This is a genomic window from Bacillus sp. FSL L8-0199 (assembly GCF_038005705.1).
In the GTDB taxonomy this organism is placed as follows: Bacteria; Bacillota; Bacilli; order Bacillales; family Bacillaceae_G; genus Bacillus_A; species Bacillus_A cereus.
In genome coordinates this window covers 3,243,531-3,264,495 of the sequence record NZ_JBBOTS010000001.1, presented here as the reverse complement: position 1 = coordinate 3,264,495, position 20,965 = coordinate 3,243,531, and the positions used below count along the sequence as shown (strand labels likewise).

Genomic DNA, 20,965 nt, shown 5'->3' with positions numbered 1-20,965 from the left:
AGGTGCTTTCCGAAAATTGTTTTTCATGAGAAGACAAATCCTAAGTAACTTCATCGTTTAAAGTGGATACTGAGTTTGTAGTCTTACTACGTGAAAACAGCAAGAGAAGAAAGTGTCATTCACTTTTAAAAAAGGGAAAATTGATCGCGCGAAGCGTTTATCACAATAACATTATAATTATGGAAGAGAAATCCCCTTATCAGAGAGGTGAGTTAACATGTATCTCTGATAAGGGAGATTCTTTTTGTATAAATTATTATTTTGTGAAGATGATTTGTATATCGATATATAAATTCTTGCTCATGAAAGAACTATATAGGTTCTCTTAATTGTATAGCAATTTTGAAAGGGTTTACATAAAGGGGGGAACTGCGTATGAATATGTACCTTTTAATGATTACATTATTATCAATCGTAATTGTTATTTTAGGGGTATCGTGGTGGAGATGGCATGCATTTATTAGTTTAACGATTGCAAGTTTGTTTTTAGCAATTATGTCTGGGATGCCAATGGATAAAATAGTGAGTGCTTATGAAACGGGAGTCGGCAGTGTTCTCGGGCATTTAGTAGGTATTTTAGTATTAGGTACAATTTTAGGGAAAATGATGGCAGAGTCAGGTGCTGGAATGCAAGTGGCAGAGTTCTTTATTAAATCCTTTGGGATAAAAAACTTACCATGGGCGATGTTAATTGCAGGTTTTATTATTGGAATCCCGGTGTTTTTTGAAGTAGGCATTTTAATATTACTGCCGTTAGTAATTTCAATTCATAAAACAACGAAACAAAATATTTTATTGATAGCATTACCAGCAATTGCTGGGCTATCTGTCGTACACGGCCTTGTTCCTCCGCATCCAGGGGCCATAGTTGCAATTGGTATTTATAAAGCGAATCTTGGGAAGGTACTAATGTATTCACTCATTATTACATTTTTTGCAGCGATTATTGCAGGTCCTATATTTGCGAAATGGATTCACAAACGTGTAATTCCTGAAAATGAGCCGGAATTGATTCGTGTAAATACAAAATCAACGAAATTACCAGGAATAGGAGTTTCATTTTTAGTTATATTGTTACCTGTTATGTTAATGGTTTTAGCTGCAGCAGCTCCTTATGTGCCTCTTTCTAATACTTTGATGAAGATTGTCACATTAATCGGTAGTCCTATAATTGCACTATTGATTGCATGTTTTGCGGCGTTCTATTTTCTTGGATTTCGTCAAGGTATCGATAAAAAAGCTATTAAGAAGATAACAGAAGATAGCTTATTACCAATCGGTTCAATTGTTGCGATTATTGGTGCTGGCGGGGGATTTAAGCAAATTCTCATCGATAGTGGGGTAGGGAATGCTATTGCTCAAATGTCTGAGCATTTAGCTCTATCTCCAATTGTATTAGCATTTATAGTAGCTGGGTTAATTCGAATTGCGACAGGGTCAGCGACAGTCGCTTTAACAACAGCAGCCGGTATCGTTTCGCCAATCGTTGAAAATACGACAGGTGTGAATTTAGAATTACTCGTCATTGCAACAGGTGCAGGAGCGTTAATGTTTTCTCACGTAAACGATGCTGGGTTCTGGATGGTAAAAGAATACCTAGGTTTAACAGTGAAAGAAACATTTAAAACATGGACAGTATTAGAAACATTACTTTCATTTATCGCTTTTGGAGGCGTTTTACTACTCGATATGTTTGTTTAAGATAAAGATGTTTCTATTTAGATAATTATGGCTTACAACGTTATCAATAGATAAAAGGAATGTATTTTTATGGTGGGATACTGTAGCAATTTTTTGTTAGGAGGAAGAAATGGTGAGCTCAAAATATATGATTGGTGTAGATATTGGGACAACTAGTACAAAATCAGTTCTATTTTCTACTGATGGATCTGTTATTGCTAGTCATGGAATTGAATATCCTTTATATTCTCCTACACCTGAAACAGCAGAACAAGACCCAGAAGAAATCTTTCATGCAGTAATAAATACGATTAAAGAAACTGTACGAATAAGTAGTGTACAGCCGAATGATATTCTTTGTGTGTCTTTTAGTTCAGCAATGCATAGTATCATTGCTGTAGATGAAAAGGGAAAGCCGTTAACGAGATGTATCACTTGGGCAGATAATAGAAGTGCAAGCTGGGCGGAGAAAATAAAGAATGATATGAATGGTCATGAAATTTACCTTCGTACTGGGACACCAATTCATCCGATGTCACCACTTTCGAAATTAGTTTGGCTACAGAATGAGCAAGCAGAGTTATTCGCAAAAAGTTATAAATTCATTTCTATTAAAGAATATGTTTTTTACAAGTTATATAAAGAATATGTAATTGATTATTCTATAGCATCAGCGACAGGAATGTTCAATTTAAAATCTTTAAAGTGGGATGAAGAGGCTTTACATGTAGCAGGAATTACAGATGAAAAGCTTTCAAAGCTTGTTCCAACAACGCACAGTTTAACAGGATTAGATGAAGAGTTTGCCAAAGAGATGAATGTACTTGTTTCTACGCCTTTTGTAGTAGGAGCGAGTGATGGAGTACTATCTAATTTAGGTGTAAATGCAATAGATCCTGGCGTTGTGGCTGTTACAATTGGTACAAGCGGTGCGATACGTGCTGTAACAAATCGTCCTGTAACAGACCCAAAAGGTAGAATTTTTTGTTATGCCTTAACTGAAGACCATTGGGTAATCGGTGGACCAGTTAATAACGGCGGTATGATTTTCAGGTGGGCTCGTGACCAATTGGGCACTTCAGAGATTGAACTTGCAAAGCGCTTAGGAAAAGATCCATATGAGGTGCTTACTGAAATAGCAGCAAAAGTGAATCCTGGATCTGACGGTTTATTATTTCACCCGTATTTAGCAGGGGAAAGAGCTCCTTTATGGAATGCAAATGCACGAGGATCTTTCTTTGGACTCGGATTGCATCATAAGAAAGAACATCTTATCCGTGCTGTTTTAGAGGGGGTAATTTATAATTTATATACAGTTCTTCTCGCTTTAAAAGAACTAATTGGCGAACCGAAAAAAATTCAAGCGACAGGCGGTTTTGCAAGGTCGGAACTTTGGAGACAGATGATGGCGGATATTTTCCATCAAGACGTATATGTTCCTGAAAGTTTCGAAAGCTCTTGCTTAGGAGCTGCAATCCTCGGTTTATATAGTTTAGGTGAAATAGATACATTATCCGTAGTTTCTGAAATGGTAGGTGCAGATTTTCATCATGAGCCAAACATGGAAAGTGTGGAGAAATATAAAGATTTAACGCCAATCTATATTCGTCTGTCCCGCCAATTGGAAGAAGAATATGAAAGTATAGCAGCGTATCAAAAAAAGTGGGTTTAAAAGTTATTTACCAATAAAATATGGTAACGTATAAAGAGGTACTCCGATTTTTTTGGATACTCTTTCAACATAAAATATTTTAAGAAGTATGATGAATGAAAAATATAGGGAGAGAGGGTTATGAAAATGAAGGATAACAAAGAGTTTATCGGATATGTTGGGACTTACACGAAAGAAAATAGCGAAGGAATATATAAGTTTATTTTAGACACGGAAGCAAAAAAAATTGGTAATGTAACACTTGCCGCTAAGTTGGATAACCCTACATATGTAACCATTAACCGAAATAATGAATATCTCTATTCCGTTGTTAAGGAAGACGAATCTGGCGGTGTAGCTGCTTATTCCATTGATAGTCATACTGGAGAACTAAAAGCGAAAAATAGACAAGTAGTAGAAGGGGCTTCTCCTTGTCATATTAGTGTTGATAGTGGAAATCATACAGTAGTTACAGCAAATTACCATAAAGGAACGATTGAGTCTTTTGAAGTAAATGAAGAAGATGGAACTGTAAATCCTGCTTCATCTATTATGGCGCATGAAGGTTCAGGTCCGAATAAAGAAAGACAAGAAAAACCACATGCACATTACGCGGGGTACACTCCTGATGAAAAATATGTGGTAGGTGTTGATTTAGGGATAGATAAATTAATTACGTATGAAATAAAAGATAGTACATTAATAGAAGTGAATAGCCTGTCTGTGAATCCGGGAAGTGGACCAAGACACATTGCTTTTCATCCAAATGGAAAATACGCTTATGTAATGACGGAGCTTAGTTCAGAGGTTATTGCGTTAACATATAACTCGGAAGAAGGATCCTTTACAGAATTACAGTATATTTCTACTCTTCCAGAACAATTTGATGAAAATAGTCAAGGCAGTGCTATCCATATTTCTTCTGACGGCCGCTTTGTATATGCAGGTAATCGTGGTCATAATAGTATTGCTGTTTTCAGTGTGGATCAAAACTCAGGTGAGCTTGCATTTGTGGAACATACATCTACAGAAGGAAATTGGCCGAGGGACTTTGTATTAGATCCTACTGAAAAGTTTCTTGTTGCTACAAATGAAAAGTCACATAATCTTGTGCTATTTTCAAGAGATGAATCTACAGGAAAGTTAACACTTTTACAATCTGATGTTGCTGTGCCAGAGCCTGTTTGTGTGAAGTTTTTAAATGTTTAAGTTGTGTTCGATATAATTTCATATACTCAGAAAACAATAAAAAGCAAAGCGATATCGCTTTGCTTTTTATTGTTTCTTTTTCGGCCTACGTACTAATTCGCCGCCGCAGTTTGGACAAACGTTTTGTCTTTCTTCTGTACATGGTGCGCAAAATGTACATTCATATACACAAATGTATGCTTCAGAATCTTGTTCGAGCGATTGATCGCAAATTTGACAGTTTGTTTTCATTTCTAGTGCCATAATAAGTCTCCTTTTAGTTAGAAAATTTATAATTTAATTATAATTCATTAAATAGAAATAGTCCTTTTCAATTGAAAGGAAATCGAATGATAAAGTTATGAATTGAAACGAAAGATGCCGGTTTATTTTAAAATTGATTATTTATTACAGTTGGAATATTATGAAATAGTCAAAAGACAACAGGGGGTATAGATTTTGACTAATCATAATGATCATTTAAAAGCAAACTGCGAAAAATGCTTCGGTCTATGTTGCGTGGCGTTACCGTTCGCAGCATCAGTAGATTTTGCGGTGAATAAAGATGGTGGTAAACCATGTTCCAACTTACAATCAGATTTTAAATGTAGTATACATAAAAATCTTAGAGGAAAAGGTTATAAAGGTTGTACAGTATTTGAATGTTTCGGTGCTGGGCAGAAAATTTCTCAGGGTACGTTTAAAGGAATTGATTGGCGGAAAGATGCTAAGCATGCGAGAAAAATGTATGATGCTTTTCCGGTTATGCATCAGCTTCATGAAATGCTTTGGTATTTGAATGAGGCGATTATTTTAAAGGCAACACAGCCAATTCATAAAGAGCTGGAGACCGCAATTGAGGAGACAGAGCGACTTTCGAATTTAAATCCAGATGAGTTAATGAAAATAAATGTTCCAATGCATAGGGCAGAGGTGAACATTCTTCTTTTAGAAACGAGCGAATTAGTATGGAAGGAAATGAATACTGCACGTAAGAAACGAATCATTCACCGCGGAGCAGATCTTATGGGAGCAAATTTGAAAAAGAAAAATTTACAAGGTGCAAATTTAAGGGGTGCTTACTTAATTGCGGCTAACTTAAATGGAGCAAATTTAAGAGGAGCAGATCTTATCGGAGCAGATTTAAGAGATGCAGATATTCGCGGGGCTGATTTTACAAATAGTATTTTTCTGACGCAAGTTCAAATTAACGCAGCGAAAGGGGATAAGCATACGAAATTACCGAAAATGTTATCCCGTCCATCGCATTGGAGTGCGTAAAGAGTGAGGAGTGTTTAGTGTGGATATATTTCAGTATTTAGAAGAGATGCAAGAGGATGTCTTTTCGTTAGCAGTAGAGCAAATAGAAGCGAAGTATTTTGAAATTTGTAGCATGTTAGCGTCTGCAGAATATGCAGAACGAATTAAAGCAATTGATTTAGAGTCATATAAGGAAAGTATTCGAGTAGGTTTGGATGCAGCTGTAGAAATGGCTACTAATGAAGAATCAAAAGCGATTTATTTTGAGTATGACCTTGATAACGAATGGGATAGTCAGTTTTATATTTGTGAGGAATATATTCCACTTGAAGAAGAGGACGATGATTGGGCATCTGAATGGACATATAATATTGAGGGGCCGGGGTCTGTAGAATTAGCAGATATGTATAATGGAAATGGCTTTGACACAAGTGAAAAAGCAGTCGGTGTAACTTTATATTTAATTGCTAAAACGCTGTGTAGTTTTATAAGTGTACGTAGTGAAGTGCAAAGTAATATACCGATTTGTATTGGTTTTCACGACCAAGATCCAATAATACGAACAGGCAGAGACTAAAAATCTCTGCCTGCTTTTTATTTCTTTTCAAAAGTAGTAATTAAAACGCTACATATAATAAGAATACCGCCAATAAAAAAGTTACTATTTAATGTCTCATTTAATAAGAGCCAGCCAAGTAATGATCCAACAATAGGTTGTAAGAAGAAAAATAAGGAACCGATGCTTGCATCTATTAATTCTAATCCTTTATTCCAAAGGAAAAAGGCACCTGCTGTTGAGACAATACCTAAGTATAATACGCCAAATATTACGTACGTATTTACTGTTCCGATAGAGGATGTTTGTAGTTCCCATATCATAAAAGGTGTAATAAAAAAGAGTGAAAAGAATATGGCATACGTTGTAATAACTAAGGATGAGAATTGGATTGAAGCGATCTTTACATAAATAGATAGTAAAGCCCACGTAATAGCGGCTCCAACTAAAATGATTGTTCCGATAAAATAGGAGCCAATTTCAATATCCCACCCGATTACGATAATAACGCCGATTGTCGCTAGTATAGTAGATAAAAGTCTACGGGCGCTTAGTTTTTCTTTCAAAATGAGCGCTGCAAATATAACCATAAATGCAGGTGTAGCTGATGTAACTAACGAGCCTGTATGAGCGTCGGATAATTTTGTTCCGATAAATTGGCATGTGATCGAAATGAAATAGCCGATAAATCCAATCCAAGCGAATAGGAGCCAATCTTTTTTGCGAATGGTTACTTTTTTCTTTTGCTTTTTCTCAGCTAGTTTCAAAATGCCATACAAAACAACAAAAGCAATGATAAAGCGTAGCCAAACGAGTGTTAGTGGTGGGATAAAATCGAGTACGTATTTGCTAACAACATACATACCACCCCATATACTTGCTGCTAGTGATAAACATATAGCTCCTAAAATTGTGTGTTTCATGTAAAGTACCTCCGTCTATTTTTAGGGTATTATGAGTTCCCTAAGACGAGGCGTAGTGTATGTGTTATATGATTGCCCGTCTTAGTTTATAGACGGCCTACAGGTTGATCGTTTTCGAATGAAGTGTTGTAGTACATGCGTGCATTCCTCCTCTTTAAGTTATAATGATATTATAACTTAATTTTCTGATTATTGGAGGGTGTTATGAAATATATCGTTATAAAATCACATGTTAGCAATTATCCTAATCCAATTCGCTTAGAAGAGGGGGATGTAGTGAAAATGATAGAGAGTTACGTTGGTCCGGAAAACTGGGAAAACTGGATGTTTTGTCACGAAGAGAAATATGACCGGACAGGATGGGTTCCGGAGCAAATTATAAAAAAAGATATGAATGGAACAGGAATTATTATAAAACAATATACTGCGAAAGAATTAAATGTGAGTATTGGAGAAAGAGTGATCGGATTAGAAGAATTGAATGGATGGGTTTGGTGCGAAGGAAGAGATGGTGAGAAAGGCTGGGTACCAAAGGAAAACTTACAAAAATATTAATAATAATATTTGATTAATAATTAGGAAACATATTTTTGCTTATGAGTATATTGGTTGTAGGATAAAAAGTAGATTAATAGAGAAAGAGGAGGAGATTATTATAACTACAACCGTTATTTCGCATTTTTACAATGAAGAGTATTTATTGCCATGGTGGCTTATGCATCATACGAAACTTTTTGATCATGGTATTTTAATTAATAAAGGTTCAACAGATCGTTCGGTTGAGATTTGTAAAAAATTCGCACCGCATTGGGAAGTGCGAGATTCTGTAAATCCAGAGTTTGATGCATATACGACAGATCATGAAGTGATGAGGATAGAACAAGAAGTACAAGGATGGAAAATGGTTTTAAATACGACTGAGTTTCTTTGCATGCAAGATAAAAATCAGTTTTGGAAATCACTAGATGAATTGGGAGGGAGGATGTATTGGCTGGACGGGCTTATTATGGTTGATGATCCTAACTACAACTATCCGGACCTTAACTTTGGAATACCTTTAATGAAACAGCGGTTTCATGGTTATTTACCAGAGGAGTGGAGACTATGGAGAAGAGGTAGATTTATTCATAATCATGAGCATGGAAGTTATACGGTTGGAAGACATTTATCTGCGCATGAATCGATGATTTATCCACCTCTTGCCTGTATATTATGGTATGGGTTTAGTCCGTGGAACGATGCGATGAGAAAGAGAAAATTACAAATTGGTCCGACTCTTTCTGAAGCTAGTAAGCATGGGGGAATGGGTACGCATCATATTGTTACGCCGGAAAGATTAGAAGAATGGTATAAGGAATTAGCGAGAGGAACGAAGGATTTACGTTTTAATGATGCATATCGTTATGTTTTTGTATAAATGATTTCCACCATAAAATTGTTTCTTCAATTCCTGTATTTAGATCGTATGTTGGTTTCCAGTTTACTTCAGTTTTTAAACGTTCTACATTAACCCCGACAAATAAAGGTTCATCTTTAGAGAAAGGGATTGCACCTAGTTTAATTAAATGTTCTTTTCTTATCTTTTTAGCAATGATAGAAGCTAACTCTTTAATTTGTACAGATTGACCAGAAGCGATATTGATGGTGCCTGTAACGCCGTGTTCTAATATTGTTACGAGAGCGTCAGCGACGTCACTCACATGGAGGAAATCTCTCGATTGTTTTCCATGTGTACATAGTGCTTCCTCGTTTTTTAATAAGGAAGTGATAATGTTAGAAACGAGCCGATTACCTTGTTCGTGAGGGCCATACATATGAAAAATGCGGCCCCAACACATGCTGAGGCCTGTTTGTTGTGCATACGTTTCTAGCCAGGAGTGCAGTGCATTTTTACATAAAGAATACGGGGTTTTATAGGAAAGGAGCGGTGAATCTTCAAATAATACGCCGTTAAACCATTCGTATTCTGCGCCAGTACCTGCAACGACAACACGCTTTCCGCCGCATGTTGTGAAGTGTTGAATCAATGAAATACTAGACTTTAGCCAATAGTAATTATTAATAGATACATAGCATGCTGGTGGCACTGCTTCCCAAGCAAGGTGAATGAGATGGCTAGGCTGAACGTCCGAAATGAATTGTTTTACTTCGTCATCGCGAAGCAAGTTTACTTTATGCCAATGGCAAGGGAGGTGAGAGGGTTTATTTTTATTATACGTGGCGTGCACTTCATATCCCTTTTGTATAAGTGAATGTACAACATATTTACCTATCCAGCCACTACCACCTGTTACAACAACTTTCTTCATGGCTCGATCACCTCAACTTCTGGAACCGTCACTAAAAATTTACCGCCCCATTCACGAATGAAAGAGCATTCTTTCATAATTTCGTCTTTCAAATTCCAAGGAAGTATGAAAATGTAATCCGGTTTTGTACGTTTAATTTCTGCTGGAGATTTTATTGGAATACGAGTTCCTGGTAAAAGGAGATTTTGTTTGTGAGGATTTTTATCTACTGTATAAGCTAGAAATTCTTTACCTATCCCGCAATAATTCAAAAGGGTGTTTCCCTTAGCTGGAGCACCGTAACCGATAATTTGTTTGTTTAAAGCTTTCGCTTCAATAAAAAACTTTAAAATATTTATTTTCAATTGTTCGATGCGTTTAGAAAAAAGGAGATAGCAATCTAAAGTATCTAACCCGTGGTCGACTTCTTTTTGAATTAATTTTGTAACATTGGAATGGATAGTTGATTGGGCACTTAGATGGTTTACAAAAATCCGTAAGGAACCACCATGCGTTGATAGTTCTTCTACATCAACAATTTGTAAATGATGATAACTTAAAACTTTTTGAAGGCTTATAAGTGAGAAGTAGGAAAAGTGCTCATGGTAGATAGTATCGAACTGTTTAAAGGATATGAGGTTTAATAAGTGTGGGAATTCAATTGTTATCGTGCCATCTTGTTTTAATAACGTTTTTAAACCGGCAACAAAATCATGCAAGTTTGGAACGTGTGCTAATACGTTATTTGCGACGATTAAATCAGCTTGTGGCAATTTTTTTGCTAAGTCATTACTGAAAAAATTCACATGAGTAGGAATTCCTTTTTTGATAGCAATTTCTGCTACGTTTTTCGCGGGTTCAATTCCCAATGTCTCGATATTTTCTTTTTTAAAGTATTGTAATAAGTACCCATCGTTACTTGCGATTTCAATCACTTTTGAATGTTTCGTTAAGTTGAAACGCTTAATCGCCATTTCTACATATTGTTTAGCGTGTAGTAGCCAACTTGAGGAGTAAGAGCTGAAGTATAAATAGTTATGAAAAATATTTTGTGGAGATTCAAATTCATCTAGCTGTACGAGTAAACAAGAGTTACAAACAAATGTGTGCAGCGGATAAAAAGGTTCCATTTTATATGAGCTTTCAGGAGCTACAAATGAATTAGCAAGAGGGGAAACGCCCAAATCTAAAAAAGTGTTGGTTAGTAATGAGTGGCAAAAACGGCATTTTTTCTGTTCCATTTTATAGCCCCCTTATAAATTTTTGAATGCATCGATTTGTTGTCGTGTGAAAGATTCTATCTTTTCACCAGATGCATATTTTTTGTACCAATCAACAGTCCAAGCGATAGCATCATCTGTTGATAACTTAGGAGTCCAGCCGAGTTTGTTTACTGCTTTTGTACTATCGAGTGTTAAAACAGGTGATTCATAAGGAGTATTTGTAGAGGAGGAAATGATTGTTAGTGGGTTATTCCATAATTTTATTACAGATTCAATGACATCATGAACGGTTCTGTTAGGTTCATTCATTGGGCCGAAATTCCACGCTTCTGCATATTTAGCATCATTCCAAAGTTTCTCAGCTAAAAGGATATAGCCATGTAGAGGATCTAAAACATGTTGCCACGGACGGACGGCATATTTGTTTCGAATACACAAAGTATGATTGTGCAAATATGCCCGAATGATATCAGGGAATAATCGATCTTCTGCCCAATCACCACCGCCGATGACGTTACCAGCTCTGACTGAGGCGAGTTTCTGGGTATTAGTGCGGAAGAATGATTTTTGATAGGATGTTGCCACTATTTCAGCGCAAGCTTTACTAGCGCTATAAGGGTCGAAACCTCCTAGTCGGTCATTTTCCACGAACGCTCGGTCGCCACTACCGTCATTCTCATAACATTTATCGCTTGTCACATTAATAATGGCACGTACGCTTTCGACGGACTTTGCTGCTTCTAGCACGTGGACAGTACCTAAAACATTCGTTTTGAATGTATCGATAGGATTTTTGTATGAAGCGGTTACGATTGGCTGAGCTGCTAAATGAAATATTATGTCAGGTTTATGTTGCTTCATGGCATGAAATAAAGAATGGTAATCTGTAATATCGCCTTTCATTGTCGTGCACTCTTTTGCTACGTTACCTTGTTCAAAAATGTTAGGAATGGATGGGGGATGAGAAGAAAAGCCTACTACTTCTGCACCTAAAGAACTTAAGAAAAGGGTGAGCCAGGAGCCTTTAAATCCAGTGTGTCCCGTAATAAATACTTTTTTCTTATTCCAAAAAGATGATGAAGCCATATTACCGAACCTTCCACGGAGCGTTATTACTTTCCCATAGCTCGACTAATTTATTTTTATCGCGCAATGTATCCATCGGATGCCAAAAACCAGAATGTTGATATGCGGCCAATTCATTTTTGTTTACTAACTGAACTAAAGTGTCTGTTTCAAAAACAGACTTATCTCCACTAATGTAATTGAAAACTTCAGGATTTAAAACAAAAAATCCACCGTTAACCCATCCGCCATCACCTAATGGTTTTTCTTGAAAAGATGTTACAGACTGTTTATCTAATATGAGAGAACCAAATCTACCAGGAGGTTGTACGGCAGTAACAGTAGCCATTTTTCCATGTTTTTTATGGAATGTAATAAGTTCTTTTATATTTACATTACTTAATCCATCACCATAAGTGAGGCAGAAAGGTTCATCTCCGACATAATTTTGAATCTTTTTCACTCGGCCACCCGTTTCGGTATTTACACCAGTATCGATTAGTGTAACTTTCCATGGTTCTACACGATGAGAATGGCTAGTAATTGTATTATCGTTTAACTGTATTGTGAAATCAGACATGTGTAAGTTGTAATTTAGAAAGAACTCTTTAATTGCATATCCTTTATAGCCTAAGCAAATAATAAACTCAGTAATCCCGTAATGACTATACAAACTCATAATGTGCCATAGAATAGGTTTTGTTCCAATTTCAATCATAGGTTTCGGTTTTAAATGTGTTTCTTCCCCAATTCTTGTACCGTACCCACCAGCAAGAATAACAGCTTTCATTTTTTCCTCCTAAAATAAAAATTTATTATTTATATAGTATTCATGTTTTATGCAAATGAAATTGTTTTTGATTAAGTGAATGAAAATGTTTGAGGTGATGACGATGCAGAAAATATTACGGTTTGAATTTTGGAAATAATTCTTGATATTCAGGGTTATGACGGAGGTCTTGTGTTAGGTTACTAAGCTCTAAAAAACGTATGTCCAGTACTTCGGGAGATTGACCGTAATGTGTTTGAAGTCCCATTTGAACACCCCTTTTTGAAAGGGTAGGTGTAATTTGTAATTTTCTTGCCTTTGATTGTTCATTCCAAGGGCTAAAATAAAATTTTAAAATAAATGAAGGATAGTCATAAATTATATATCCGTGCCGCGAATGATGTCTACCAGGTAAATATGCACCGTCTAGATGATTGTGAATAAATCTCCAAGCACATCCGAGATTTGGGTTATAAGGGAAGACACCGTGGTATCGCTGTTCTACTAAGGGGATAGAATATCTAGGCTTTGAATAATTATAATTATGATTATCTATCATTAAAATCATTCTAATCGCATACATGTTTTGGCCTAGTGTATGAAGAGATGAAAAAAATTCTTCAGTATTATTACAACAAAAGAATTCAGTAGTATTTAAAACGATTTTCCAACCTGAAACTTCTCTTTCAATTTCCATCACTTCAATATCAGTATTAGTTGGATCAAACTCAAGAAATCTTGAATTTCGTACTTCCCAATGGGGTGCTAATAGTTTACAAATCTCTACGGAACGATCTGTAGACCCTCTATTAATTAAAATGCCGTGATCGAATATTTTCGTGTGATGCATAAGCCACCATGGAAGTAGGTATTCTTCATTATAAAAATGAGAAATGATTGTCTTTTTCATATTAATTCCCTCCTATACAAGCAATCATTATTAGTAGGATATGCTTTTAAATAAGAAAGGTTAAAAGTGGCAGACAATGTAGTGATTAGGTAGTAGTTTAGTAATTTTATTGTATAAGTGTAGATTACTCGTATTGAATCATCATAGGAGGAGATTGGAATTTTGTATAAATTGTGAATAATAAACCGTCACGTTTGACTGTACAGTTTATGTGTTGTATGATGTAAGTAATATAAACAAGGGGGGAAGATCGTTGGGAAGGTGTATCGAATCGGACAGTTGGCTCTCATGGCTCACGTGTCGAAACGAACGATTGATTATTATACGAATCTAGGTATCTTAAAAGCGGAGCGATCTCAATCTAATTATCGCTATTATGACGAAACAGCATTTGAGACATTACAATTTATTGAGAAGTGCAAAGAAATGCATATGCCGCTTTGTGAGATTAAAGAGAAAATCGAGGAGAAGAAGAAGCTGCTCGGTATCAATGAACACGTTTCGAAACAAGTGAATGAAGTGACAGACCATATTCATCAATTAGAAGTGGAGCTTACTGAGTTAAAGCCGCTTTTAGATGGATTGACTGATTCACAACGTGAAAAAATATCGAAATCTTTATCTGGTCAAACGACAGCTTTAATACAGACACTTGCTCTATTATTATAGAATAAGTGAAATCCGACCTCTTTAATTTTTGTATCGGGCTATGTTTTCTAACGAACAAATAAGAAAACATTATAGTATACAGGAGGTGGACACCTTAGTTTTTTAACTAAGGGGATTCATTGGAAATATTTAATTTAGTCATGGTTGCGATTTTAATCGCATTTACTGGATTTTTCGTAGCAGCAGAGTTTGCGATTGTAAAGATACGTTCAAGTCGTATCGATCAGCTTGTTGCGGAAGGAAAACGCGGTGCTTTAGCAGCGAAAAAGGTAACAACAAATTTAGATGAATATTTATCTGCTTGTCAATTAGGTATTACAGTTACAGCTATGGGATTAGGTTGGTTAGGTGAACCGACAATCGAAAAGTTATTACACCCGTTATTTGAGAAATGGAACTTAAATCCTTCTATTTCATCAGTATTAACATTTGGTCTTGCTTTTATGATTATGACGTATTTACACGTTGTAGTAGGGGAATTAGCTCCGAAAACGATGGCAATTCAAAAGGCTGAAAGGGTAACGTTATTATTGGCAGGTCCATTAATGATGTTCTATAAAGTAATGTATCCATTTATTTGGGTATTGAACGGTTCAGCACGTGTGATAACTGGTTTATTCGGTTTAAAGCCAGCTTCAGAACATGAAGTAGCTCATACAGAAGAAGAATTACGTCTTATCCTTTCAGATAGCTATGAAAGTGGCGAAATTAATCAAGCTGAATACAAGTATGTAAATAACATTTTTGAATTTGATAATCGTATTGCAAAAGAGATTATGGTACCGCGAACAGAAATCGTTGGTTTCTACCTGGAAGATTCAGTAGAAGAACACATGAAAGTAATCCAAAATGAGCGATACACACGTTATCCGATTTTTGGAGAAGATAAAGATGATATTATCGGTATGGTCAACGTAAAAGATTTCTTTATTCGATATATGACCGAGGATCAAAAAGATTTATCATCTATTCGCTCGTATATGCGTCCGATTATTGAAGTGATGGAAACGACTCCAATTCACGATTTATTACTTCAAATGCAGAAGAAGCGAATTCCGATGGCTGTTTTATATGATGAGTACGGAGGAACAGCCGGAATTGTAACGCTTGAAGATATCTTGGAGGAAATCGTCGGCGAAATTCGTGACGAATATGATGAAGATGAAGCACCACCAATCCAACATGTAAACGAGCAACATATCATTGTTGATGGAAAAGTGCTTATCTCAGAAGTGAAAGATTTATTTGGATTACACATCGAAGAAGATGATGTGGATACAATCGGTGGATGGATTATGATGCAAAATCATGAAATCGAAGAAGGACAACACGTTGAGGCGGAAGGTTATGAATTTAAAGTGTTAGAAAAAGACGCTTACCAAATTAAACGTGTTGAAATTCGTAAGATGGAACAAGAACAAGAAGAAGAGAAAGCAGCAACTGTGTAAGTTGCTGCTTTTCTTCTAAAAGTACAAAAAATGAGAACTTAGGAGCGGATATTTTGATTCAAGAAGCCTTACGTGTATATCGATTACAATTGTATGTAATCTTTAGTGGTTTACTACTTATGTGGACGATTACTCCGTTTGGAAAACAAGTGACAGGGTTCGGTATTGGATTAGCAGTAAGCGCCTATTGTCTTTGGTTATTAGCTCGCAGAGTGGAAAAACTCGGAAAAAGTATCGTAATGAAGGAAAAGGCTCCTGGATTAGGAGTTTTAAACCGATTTGCAGCTGCTATTTTAGGAGCTATCATCATGTATGAAATTGAGCATGAAATGGAAATGTGGGCATTCGGTACAGGTATTTTAGGTGGTCACTTTTTAATGATTGCAAATTTAGCGTATGCAAATATGCAGTTAGTGAAAGAAGAAGAGAAGCAAAGGGAACATGCTTCGAAAAACATAGAGCTATGATGAAAGGGACCTAATCGGGTTCCTTTTTAGTTTAGCGATAATATACAAGTAATCAAATTAACGACAAATATAATACGCTTCTTTTTTGTGTTTTTCAATAGTATGAAAAATAATAAAAAATTTTTAAAAAACCCATCGATTTCTAAAGGTTATGTATGTTATTATGACAAAAGACTTTTTGAAAGAGGTGGATACCAATGTTACAAGCGCTACTTATTTTTGTGCTTCAAATTATTTACGTTCCAATATTAACAATTCGTACGATTTTGCTTGTAAAGAATCAAACAAGATCCGCTGCTGGTGTTGGATTGTTAGAAGGAGCTATTTACATTGTCAGTTTAGGTATTGTGTTTCAAGATTTATCAAATTGGATGAACATCGTTGCCTATGTCATTGGCTTTAGTGCGGGACTGTTATTAGGCGGTTATATAGAGAATAAATTAGCAATTGGTTATATTACGTATCAAGTTAGTTTACTAGACCGTTGTAATGAATTAGTAGATGAGTTACGTCACTCTGGATTTGGCGTTACAGTATTTGAGGGCGAAGGTATTAATTCTATACGTTATCGCTTAGATATCGTCGCAAAGCGTTCTAGAGAGAAAGAACTTTTGGAAATCATTAATGAAATTGCACCGAAAGCGTTTATGTCTTCGTATGAAATTCGCTCGTTTAAGGGTGGATATTTAACGAAGGCGATGAAGAAAAGAGCGTTAATGAAGAAGAAAGATGAACATGCATCGTAAAAAAGAGGAGTAGTGCTGCATTAAAAGCGCAGTATAAGTCTAAATGTAAAAGAGAGGAATCTATTTTGATGTAGATTCCTCTCTTTTTTTATGAAAAATATTCATCTATTAATTCAAAAAGCTAAATCGTATAATTATTTTTTTTACTCATTCTCAAATTAATGATTAGCCATATAATTTGAAAAAATACCGGTATGATAAACGCAATTAATAAAACGATAAGTGATATTGATTTAATTTCGGGTGTTTGAGTAACACCGGCCCCATCAACATCTCGTAGCCAAATAATAGCTGCCCATATTCCAAAAACGATAATCCAAAATATGTTACCAAACCACCAAGAAATCCATCGTTTTTTCATGTTAGCACCCCTTACATGTATCTACTGTTAAAAGTATATTTTCGTTCGTTACATTTATAATGAAACAACTTTAAAATTAGTTTTTAACTGTATATCTAACTTGTTTAAACGTTACCATTTCTCCATCATCATTATCATCTTTCGTTTGGAAAAGTTGAACTTTTGGTTTGTAGTCTGTCCGATGAGCGTGTTCGATATCTTTAATGTTAAGTTTGTAGGATTCACCATTCTTTAGCTTTTGTTCCAATACTTTTTTATTAGCAACATAAATAAAAGTTACTTTATTTTCATCAATGCCTTCGGTCTTAATTTCTAACTCATTATCTTTTGTTGTGATCGTTGGTGTTAATAATTCCATACTGCCTTTCCCGGTTTCTAAAGAATTCTCTGCTATAGTTGAACATCCTGATAATATGATTCCGATGAATAGAAGAATTAATTTCTTTTTCATAACATCCCCCGATTTCAATTGATTTTGGTATTGTTAGACTGCTAGTGTCCAGCGTAAATGTTTAGTTAGTACTATAATTAATTATACCATAATATGTAAAGTTAAAAAGGCTGTATATCCAATTTAAGGGAGATTGAAAAGTTTACTTATTGTTGTAAATTTGTGTATGTAAGCTTCTGTTTTATTCGAAATATAGACAGGATAAAGAAATTTTTTATAGAAATTTCAATTTTTACATCTTAAAATAATGATAAAGCGTAGATGAATTTATTCACTTCGGAGGTAGTTATTTGAACATTAACGAGAAGGCAATTGAAATGTTTGAACAAAATAAATGTGAGGAAGCAATGGAACTGTTTCATCGAGCAGTACATGAATCTAGAGGGGTACAATCTCTCAATAATCTTGCTTGGATGTACTTTTATGAGGAAGAGAATGATGAGAAAGCTCTTGAATTAATAAAAGAAGTTGTTAAGTTGAATCCTTCTTCATACTTTCCCTATAACATGTTAGGGGAAATTTATATGAAACAAAAAAAGTGGGAAGAAGCGAAAGAAGTATTACAAAAATCTATTTCAATTCAACCATCGGATGAAGCATATCATAATGTAGCTGTAGCTCATTATAACCTTGGAGAGCTGGAAAAAGCTTCGGAATTTTTTTTACGAGTTGCAGGGGATTCGGACTATATCATGTATAGCTATGTAAAATGTTTAATTGATTTAGAACGAACGACAGAAGCAAAAGAGAAGTTAGATACTTTTAACAGGGAATCTGATAATTTTTTAGGGGAAATTAATGTAGCAGATTTATATGTTGAGTTGAATTGCTATAAAGAAGCAATTGAATGGTTCGAAAAGGGATACAAAGAAGTTTGGAAAAGTCCTAACTGGATTAGTAGGTTTGTGTATGCTCTATATAAAGCTAATGATTTTTCCCGTATGAATGAAGTTATACGGGAATCTATTGAAGCGAAAACAGCAGAAATAGAAGATGTCCAGAATGAAGAAGTAGAAGAAAACTGGACAGAAAAAGATAAGAAAGAGTTAATTGAAGAATATACAGAAGAGAATCATTGTTATAAAAAAATGATAGAACGTATTAAATCTGGATATGTTCCAGGGTTAGAATTTGAAACTTATCATATAGGGGCTTGTTATTTGTTTGGTTGTAAAACACATAATCATCTTGAATATGAAGAATAAAAAATTCGACTGTCACATATGACGGTCGAATTTTTTATTATAGACTTTTTGTCTAAAGGTACTAGCTCAATTGTAATGTGTTAAAGGTGTTTCGTATCATTATATAGGTATATATCCTCTTTAGAGTCCCCTTGTTTAATATTTAAAATATGTAGTGAAATAAAACCAATAAGTCCTATTCCGCCAAAAATAAGCCATGGTGTATACATGCCGCTTAAGTTGGATGTAAAAGATGTACCGGTATAATTACCGATGATAAAACCAAATGCGAGTGATAGTTGATAAAATCCGAAGTAAGTAGCTGTATAGGATTCATTACTGTAATTTGCAATAGCGATATCAGCGTTAGGTAATACGAGTGTTTCACCAATTGTAAATAAAATTACACAAATAAATAGCCAATACGGGTGTTGAGATAGAGGAATGAGTAAAAAGGAAATACTCATTAATAAAACACCGTATTTAATAATTGAAAGTGTGTTGTATTTATGAAATAGTTTTCGAAATAACACCATAAATATGACGCCTGTTATTGCATTTATTGTAATAACGAGTGTAGCAAGCTGATTGCTATTACTAATGTTTTTCATATGAAGTGGAAGTGCGACAGTAAGCTGAGTAAACATAATATAGAAGAAGATCATGATAAATGAAAACAAAAGGAAAGGTTTGTTTTGTAAAATAGCCTGTATTCCTAATGTAATAGATGTATTTTCAGTAGTGACTTGGAAGTGATTTTTAAGTAAGTAAAAGATGAAAGCGAATAACAGCATAAGGGATCCTGTTAGAGAGAAAGCATAGATTGGATCGAGTAAGAGTAAGAACCCTCCTGCAATTGGTCCGATTATTGCACCGCAATTGAAGCTAAGGTTTAAATATGTAAATAAATTTTTTCTCATATGAGCTGGCTGTGAGCCAAATATAGCGCGAGCGGCAGGTTCGTAAAATGCAGTTCCGAAGCCAATAAGTGCAGAAGAAATAGAAATTGTATAGAAATCAGAGGATATCCCTAAAGCGATAAATCCGACTCCTCTTAAAAATAATCCGGCTATCATCATAATGATATAGCCTATTTTATCAGCAATTAATCCTGAGAATAAAGGGAGAACTCGTGATGTAATTGTCATAACCGTCAACACTGTTCCTACTTGAACAGCTGAAAAATGGAGAAAGTTTAATAGATAAATAGCTAAAAATGCGTATACCGCAAAATACCCAAAAGACATAAAAAATGAAGAAATAAGCATGAAACGTATCGGTATTGAGAAACTTTTCATAGAACTCCTCCTAATATTGTAACCAGTAAAATATTTTGATGGTTAACAGTTTTATATTATAATTATACATAAAGTCAGAAAAAAGTAAATTTTAAGAAGAAGGTGGATGGAATTGAATCAAAATGCACCAAATGAACTAGAATATATTCGAGAATTTTTAAATAAATGGAAAATACCAAATGATACGAGAGAAGCAGTTGATTTGTTGCAGACCGAAGATGATATAAAGCAATTTATGAATAAATATTTTCATGAAGAGCTTCCATTTTATACGATAGAGGAACTAAAAAGTTTTCGAGAAGATATTCGGGTGGCAATTGAAGGCGGAGAATCATTGCAAAAGTGGTTAGAGAAATACCCATTTCATGTACATATAAAGGATGATATGAAAGGTATTACATATGAACCAGTATATGAAGAGAATGTGTATACAAAAGTGTTAAGTATTGTGTTAATGTCAATTCAAGAAAATGTGTGGGGAAGGTTAAAAGCATGTCCAGATTGTCGCTGGGTATTTTATGATCATTCGCGAAATGGAAGTAAAAGATGGTGCGGTATGTATGCTGGAGAAGAAGGAGGAAGAGCGTGCGGTACGATTGCAAAAGTGAAAAACTACCGGGCGAAGAGAAAAGGGCGATCTGGTTATGGTATGTAAGTAATATTAGAGAAAGAAAAATGGATGGGGGGAATGATATGAAAGGTACACAAATGCTAGCTATAAATAAAAAGTGTTGGGATACAGTTGCACCTTATTATCTTTCAAGTTGATTGTTTACCTAAATATGCCCAATATACAGCGTCTGAAGATGAGATTCAATCAGAAATAAA

The 20,965-nt window shown here is 35.1% G+C and carries 23 protein-coding genes and 1 pseudogene; 14 read left to right on the top strand and 10 right to left on the bottom strand.

Annotation, left to right across the window (positions count from 1 at the left end; translation table 11 throughout):
• Positions 1–375 precede the first annotated feature (375 nt).
• The 3 genes from gntP to NST86_RS16960 all read left to right on the top strand — a co-directional run bounded on the left by gntP (position 376) and on the right by NST86_RS16960 (position 4,540).
• Positions 376–1,701 (top strand): gluconate permease GntP, encoded by a 1,326-nt coding sequence (gene gntP, locus NST86_RS16970; protein ID WP_001057623.1) that lies wholly within the window; start codon positions 376–378, stop codon positions 1,699–1,701.
• A gap of 109 nt (positions 1,702–1,810) precedes the next feature.
• Entirely contained in the window at positions 1,811–3,352 is a 1,542-nt protein-coding gene (gene gntK / locus NST86_RS16965; RefSeq protein WP_000254931.1) for a gluconokinase, read from the top strand.
• Between the two features lie 120 nt (positions 3,353–3,472).
• Positions 3,473–4,540 carry a lactonase family protein gene (locus tag NST86_RS16960; protein ID WP_033694173.1) on the top strand — a complete coding sequence of 356 codons (1,068 nt, stop codon included), beginning with the start codon at positions 3,473–3,475 and terminating at the stop codon, positions 4,538–4,540.
• Between the two features lie 66 nt (positions 4,541–4,606).
• On the opposite strand, the gene NST86_RS16955 is transcribed toward NST86_RS16960, so the two are convergent.
• Positions 4,607–4,783 (bottom strand): DUF1272 domain-containing protein, encoded by a 177-nt coding sequence (locus NST86_RS16955; protein ID WP_001162791.1) that lies wholly within the window; start codon positions 4,781–4,783, stop codon positions 4,607–4,609.
• A 195-nt stretch (positions 4,784–4,978) separates the two neighbouring features.
• On the opposite strand from NST86_RS16955, the gene NST86_RS16950 reads away from it, so the two are divergent.
• Both NST86_RS16950 and NST86_RS16945 read left to right on the top strand, forming a co-directional pair.
• Positions 4,979–5,800 carry a pentapeptide repeat-containing protein gene (locus tag NST86_RS16950; RefSeq protein WP_000181427.1) on the top strand — a complete coding sequence of 274 codons (822 nt, stop codon included), beginning with the start codon at positions 4,979–4,981 and terminating at the stop codon, positions 5,798–5,800.
• Positions 5,801–5,819: 19 nt separating this feature from the next.
• Positions 5,820–6,356 carry a hypothetical protein gene (locus NST86_RS16945; protein WP_061663329.1) on the top strand — a complete coding sequence of 179 codons (537 nt, stop codon included), beginning with the start codon at positions 5,820–5,822 and terminating at the stop codon, positions 6,354–6,356.
• Positions 6,357–6,373: 17 nt separating this feature from the next.
• Here NST86_RS16945 and NST86_RS16940 read toward each other — a convergent pair whose 3' ends face one another.
• Complete coding sequence (locus tag NST86_RS16940) at positions 6,374–7,258, bottom strand: DMT family transporter (RefSeq protein WP_000683261.1); 885 nt, start codon at positions 7,256–7,258, stop codon at positions 6,374–6,376.
• 204 nt (positions 7,259–7,462) lie between these two features.
• Here NST86_RS16940 and NST86_RS16935 point away from each other — a divergent pair, with 204 nt between their 5' ends.
• Both NST86_RS16935 and NST86_RS16930 read left to right on the top strand, forming a co-directional pair.
• Positions 7,463–7,813 (top strand): SH3 domain-containing protein, encoded by a 351-nt coding sequence (locus NST86_RS16935; protein WP_000875291.1) that lies wholly within the window; start codon positions 7,463–7,465, stop codon positions 7,811–7,813.
• Between the two features lie 61 nt (positions 7,814–7,874).
• Positions 7,875–8,675 (top strand): glycosyltransferase family 2 protein, encoded by an 801-nt coding sequence (locus NST86_RS16930; RefSeq protein WP_080119276.1) that lies wholly within the window; start codon positions 7,875–7,877, stop codon positions 8,673–8,675.
• On the opposite strand, the gene NST86_RS16925 is transcribed toward NST86_RS16930, so the two are convergent.
• The 5 genes from NST86_RS16925 to NST86_RS16905 form a co-directional block, all read right to left on the bottom strand.
• On the bottom strand, positions 8,644–9,567 hold the full coding sequence (locus NST86_RS16925; protein ID WP_000758367.1) for an NAD-dependent epimerase/dehydratase family protein: 924 nt from the start codon (positions 9,565–9,567) through the stop codon (positions 8,644–8,646). The genes NST86_RS16930 and NST86_RS16925 overlap by 32 nt on opposite strands.
• Positions 9,564–10,787: a class I SAM-dependent methyltransferase gene (locus NST86_RS16920; protein WP_016118330.1), complete on the bottom strand. Its 1,224-nt coding sequence runs from the start codon at positions 10,785–10,787 to the stop codon at positions 9,564–9,566. The genes NST86_RS16925 and NST86_RS16920 overlap by 4 nt, the downstream gene beginning before the upstream one ends.
• 12 nt (positions 10,788–10,799) lie before the next feature.
• Positions 10,800–11,855 carry a CDP-glucose 4,6-dehydratase gene (gene rfbG, locus NST86_RS16915; RefSeq protein WP_000168657.1) on the bottom strand — a complete coding sequence of 352 codons (1,056 nt, stop codon included), beginning with the start codon at positions 11,853–11,855 and terminating at the stop codon, positions 10,800–10,802.
• A 1-nt stretch (position 11,856) separates the two neighbouring features.
• A complete protein-coding gene (gene rfbF / locus NST86_RS16910) occupies positions 11,857–12,624 on the bottom strand; it encodes a glucose-1-phosphate cytidylyltransferase (RefSeq protein WP_016118329.1) in 768 nt (255 codons plus the stop codon).
• 115 nt (positions 12,625–12,739) lie between these two features.
• Positions 12,740–13,513 carry a glycosyltransferase family 2 protein gene (locus tag NST86_RS16905; protein WP_000750973.1) on the bottom strand — a complete coding sequence of 258 codons (774 nt, stop codon included), beginning with the start codon at positions 13,511–13,513 and terminating at the stop codon, positions 12,740–12,742.
• 261 nt (positions 13,514–13,774) lie between these two features.
• Here NST86_RS16905 and NST86_RS16900 point away from each other — a divergent pair, with 261 nt between their 5' ends.
• The 4 genes from NST86_RS16900 to NST86_RS16885 all read left to right on the top strand — a co-directional run bounded on the left by NST86_RS16900 (position 13,775) and on the right by NST86_RS16885 (position 16,843).
• Positions 13,775–14,182, top strand: coding sequence for a MerR family transcriptional regulator (locus tag NST86_RS16900; RefSeq protein WP_000285635.1), 408 nt, complete (start codon positions 13,775–13,777; stop codon positions 14,180–14,182).
• A 119-nt stretch (positions 14,183–14,301) separates the two neighbouring features.
• A complete protein-coding gene (locus tag NST86_RS16895; RefSeq protein ID WP_000402258.1) occupies positions 14,302–15,630 on the top strand; it encodes a hemolysin family protein in 1,329 nt (442 codons plus the stop codon).
• A 53-nt stretch (positions 15,631–15,683) separates the two neighbouring features.
• Complete coding sequence (locus tag NST86_RS16890; RefSeq protein WP_000613876.1) at positions 15,684–16,097, top strand: ATP synthase subunit I; 414 nt, start codon at positions 15,684–15,686, stop codon at positions 16,095–16,097.
• Between the two features lie 197 nt (positions 16,098–16,294).
• On the top strand, positions 16,295–16,843 hold the full coding sequence (locus NST86_RS16885) for a DUF2179 domain-containing protein (RefSeq protein ID WP_000938438.1): 549 nt from the start codon (positions 16,295–16,297) through the stop codon (positions 16,841–16,843).
• Positions 16,844–16,964: 121 nt separating this feature from the next.
• Here the strand turns inward: NST86_RS16885 and NST86_RS16880 are convergent, their stop codons facing one another.
• Both NST86_RS16880 and NST86_RS16875 read right to left on the bottom strand, forming a co-directional pair.
• A complete protein-coding gene (locus NST86_RS16880) occupies positions 16,965–17,204 on the bottom strand; it encodes a DUF3923 family protein (RefSeq protein WP_000747669.1) in 240 nt (79 codons plus the stop codon).
• Between the two features lie 76 nt (positions 17,205–17,280).
• Positions 17,281–17,655, bottom strand: coding sequence for a hypothetical protein (locus NST86_RS16875; protein ID WP_000727843.1), 375 nt, complete (start codon positions 17,653–17,655; stop codon positions 17,281–17,283).
• Positions 17,656–17,945: 290 nt separating this feature from the next.
• On the opposite strand from NST86_RS16875, the gene NST86_RS16870 reads away from it, so the two are divergent.
• The gene (locus tag NST86_RS16870; protein ID WP_001024442.1) at positions 17,946–18,860 is read left to right on the top strand and encodes a tetratricopeptide repeat protein; all 915 of its coding nucleotides are present in this window, start codon (positions 17,946–17,948) and stop codon (positions 18,858–18,860) included.
• A gap of 80 nt (positions 18,861–18,940) precedes the next feature.
• Here NST86_RS16870 and NST86_RS16865 read toward each other — a convergent pair whose 3' ends face one another.
• Complete coding sequence (locus tag NST86_RS16865) at positions 18,941–20,137, bottom strand: MDR family MFS transporter (protein WP_000834825.1); 1,197 nt, start codon at positions 20,135–20,137, stop codon at positions 18,941–18,943.
• A 112-nt stretch (positions 20,138–20,249) separates the two neighbouring features.
• On the opposite strand from NST86_RS16865, the gene NST86_RS16860 reads away from it, so the two are divergent.
• Both NST86_RS16860 and NST86_RS34885 read left to right on the top strand, forming a co-directional pair.
• On the top strand, positions 20,250–20,792 hold the full coding sequence (locus NST86_RS16860; RefSeq protein ID WP_001072924.1) for a CGNR zinc finger domain-containing protein: 543 nt from the start codon (positions 20,250–20,252) through the stop codon (positions 20,790–20,792).
• Between the two features lie 38 nt (positions 20,793–20,830).
• Positions 20,831–20,948: pseudogene (locus NST86_RS34885) on the top strand (class I SAM-dependent methyltransferase); the annotation flags it as partial.
• Positions 20,949–20,965: the final 17 nt, after the last annotated feature.

Coding starts and splice junctions, on each gene's coding strand:
- gntP (WP_001057623.1), top strand. CDS start 376: ATGAATATGTACCTTTTAATGATTACATTATTATCAATCGTAATTGTT.
- gntK (WP_000254931.1), top strand. CDS start 1,811: ATGGTGAGCTCAAAATATATGATTGGTGTAGATATTGGGACAACTAGT.
- NST86_RS16960 (WP_033694173.1), top strand. CDS start 3,473: ATGAAAATGAAGGATAACAAAGAGTTTATCGGATATGTTGGGACTTAC.
- NST86_RS16955 (WP_001162791.1), bottom strand. CDS start 4,783: ATGGCACTAGAAATGAAAACAAACTGTCAAATTTGCGATCAATCGCTC.
- NST86_RS16940 (WP_000683261.1), bottom strand. CDS start 7,258: ATGAAACACACAATTTTAGGAGCTATATGTTTATCACTAGCAGCAAGT.
- NST86_RS16935 (WP_000875291.1), top strand. CDS start 7,463: ATGAAATATATCGTTATAAAATCACATGTTAGCAATTATCCTAATCCA.
- NST86_RS16925 (WP_000758367.1), bottom strand. CDS start 9,567: ATGAAGAAAGTTGTTGTAACAGGTGGTAGTGGCTGGATAGGTAAATAT.
- NST86_RS16920 (WP_016118330.1), bottom strand. CDS start 10,787: ATGGAACAGAAAAAATGCCGTTTTTGCCACTCATTACTAACCAACACT.
- rfbG (WP_000168657.1), bottom strand. CDS start 11,855: ATGGCTTCATCATCTTTTTGGAATAAGAAAAAAGTATTTATTACGGGA.
- rfbF (WP_016118329.1), bottom strand. CDS start 12,624: ATGAAAGCTGTTATTCTTGCTGGTGGGTACGGTACAAGAATTGGGGAA.
- NST86_RS16905 (WP_000750973.1), bottom strand. CDS start 13,513: ATGAAAAAGACAATCATTTCTCATTTTTATAATGAAGAATACCTACTT.
- NST86_RS16885 (WP_000938438.1), top strand. CDS start 16,295: ATGTTACAAGCGCTACTTATTTTTGTGCTTCAAATTATTTACGTTCCA.
- NST86_RS16880 (WP_000747669.1), bottom strand. CDS start 17,204: ATGAAAAAACGATGGATTTCTTGGTGGTTTGGTAACATATTTTGGATT.
- NST86_RS16875 (WP_000727843.1), bottom strand. CDS start 17,655: ATGAAAAAGAAATTAATTCTTCTATTCATCGGAATCATATTATCAGGA.
- NST86_RS16865 (WP_000834825.1), bottom strand. CDS start 20,137: ATGAAAAGTTTCTCAATACCGATACGTTTCATGCTTATTTCTTCATTT.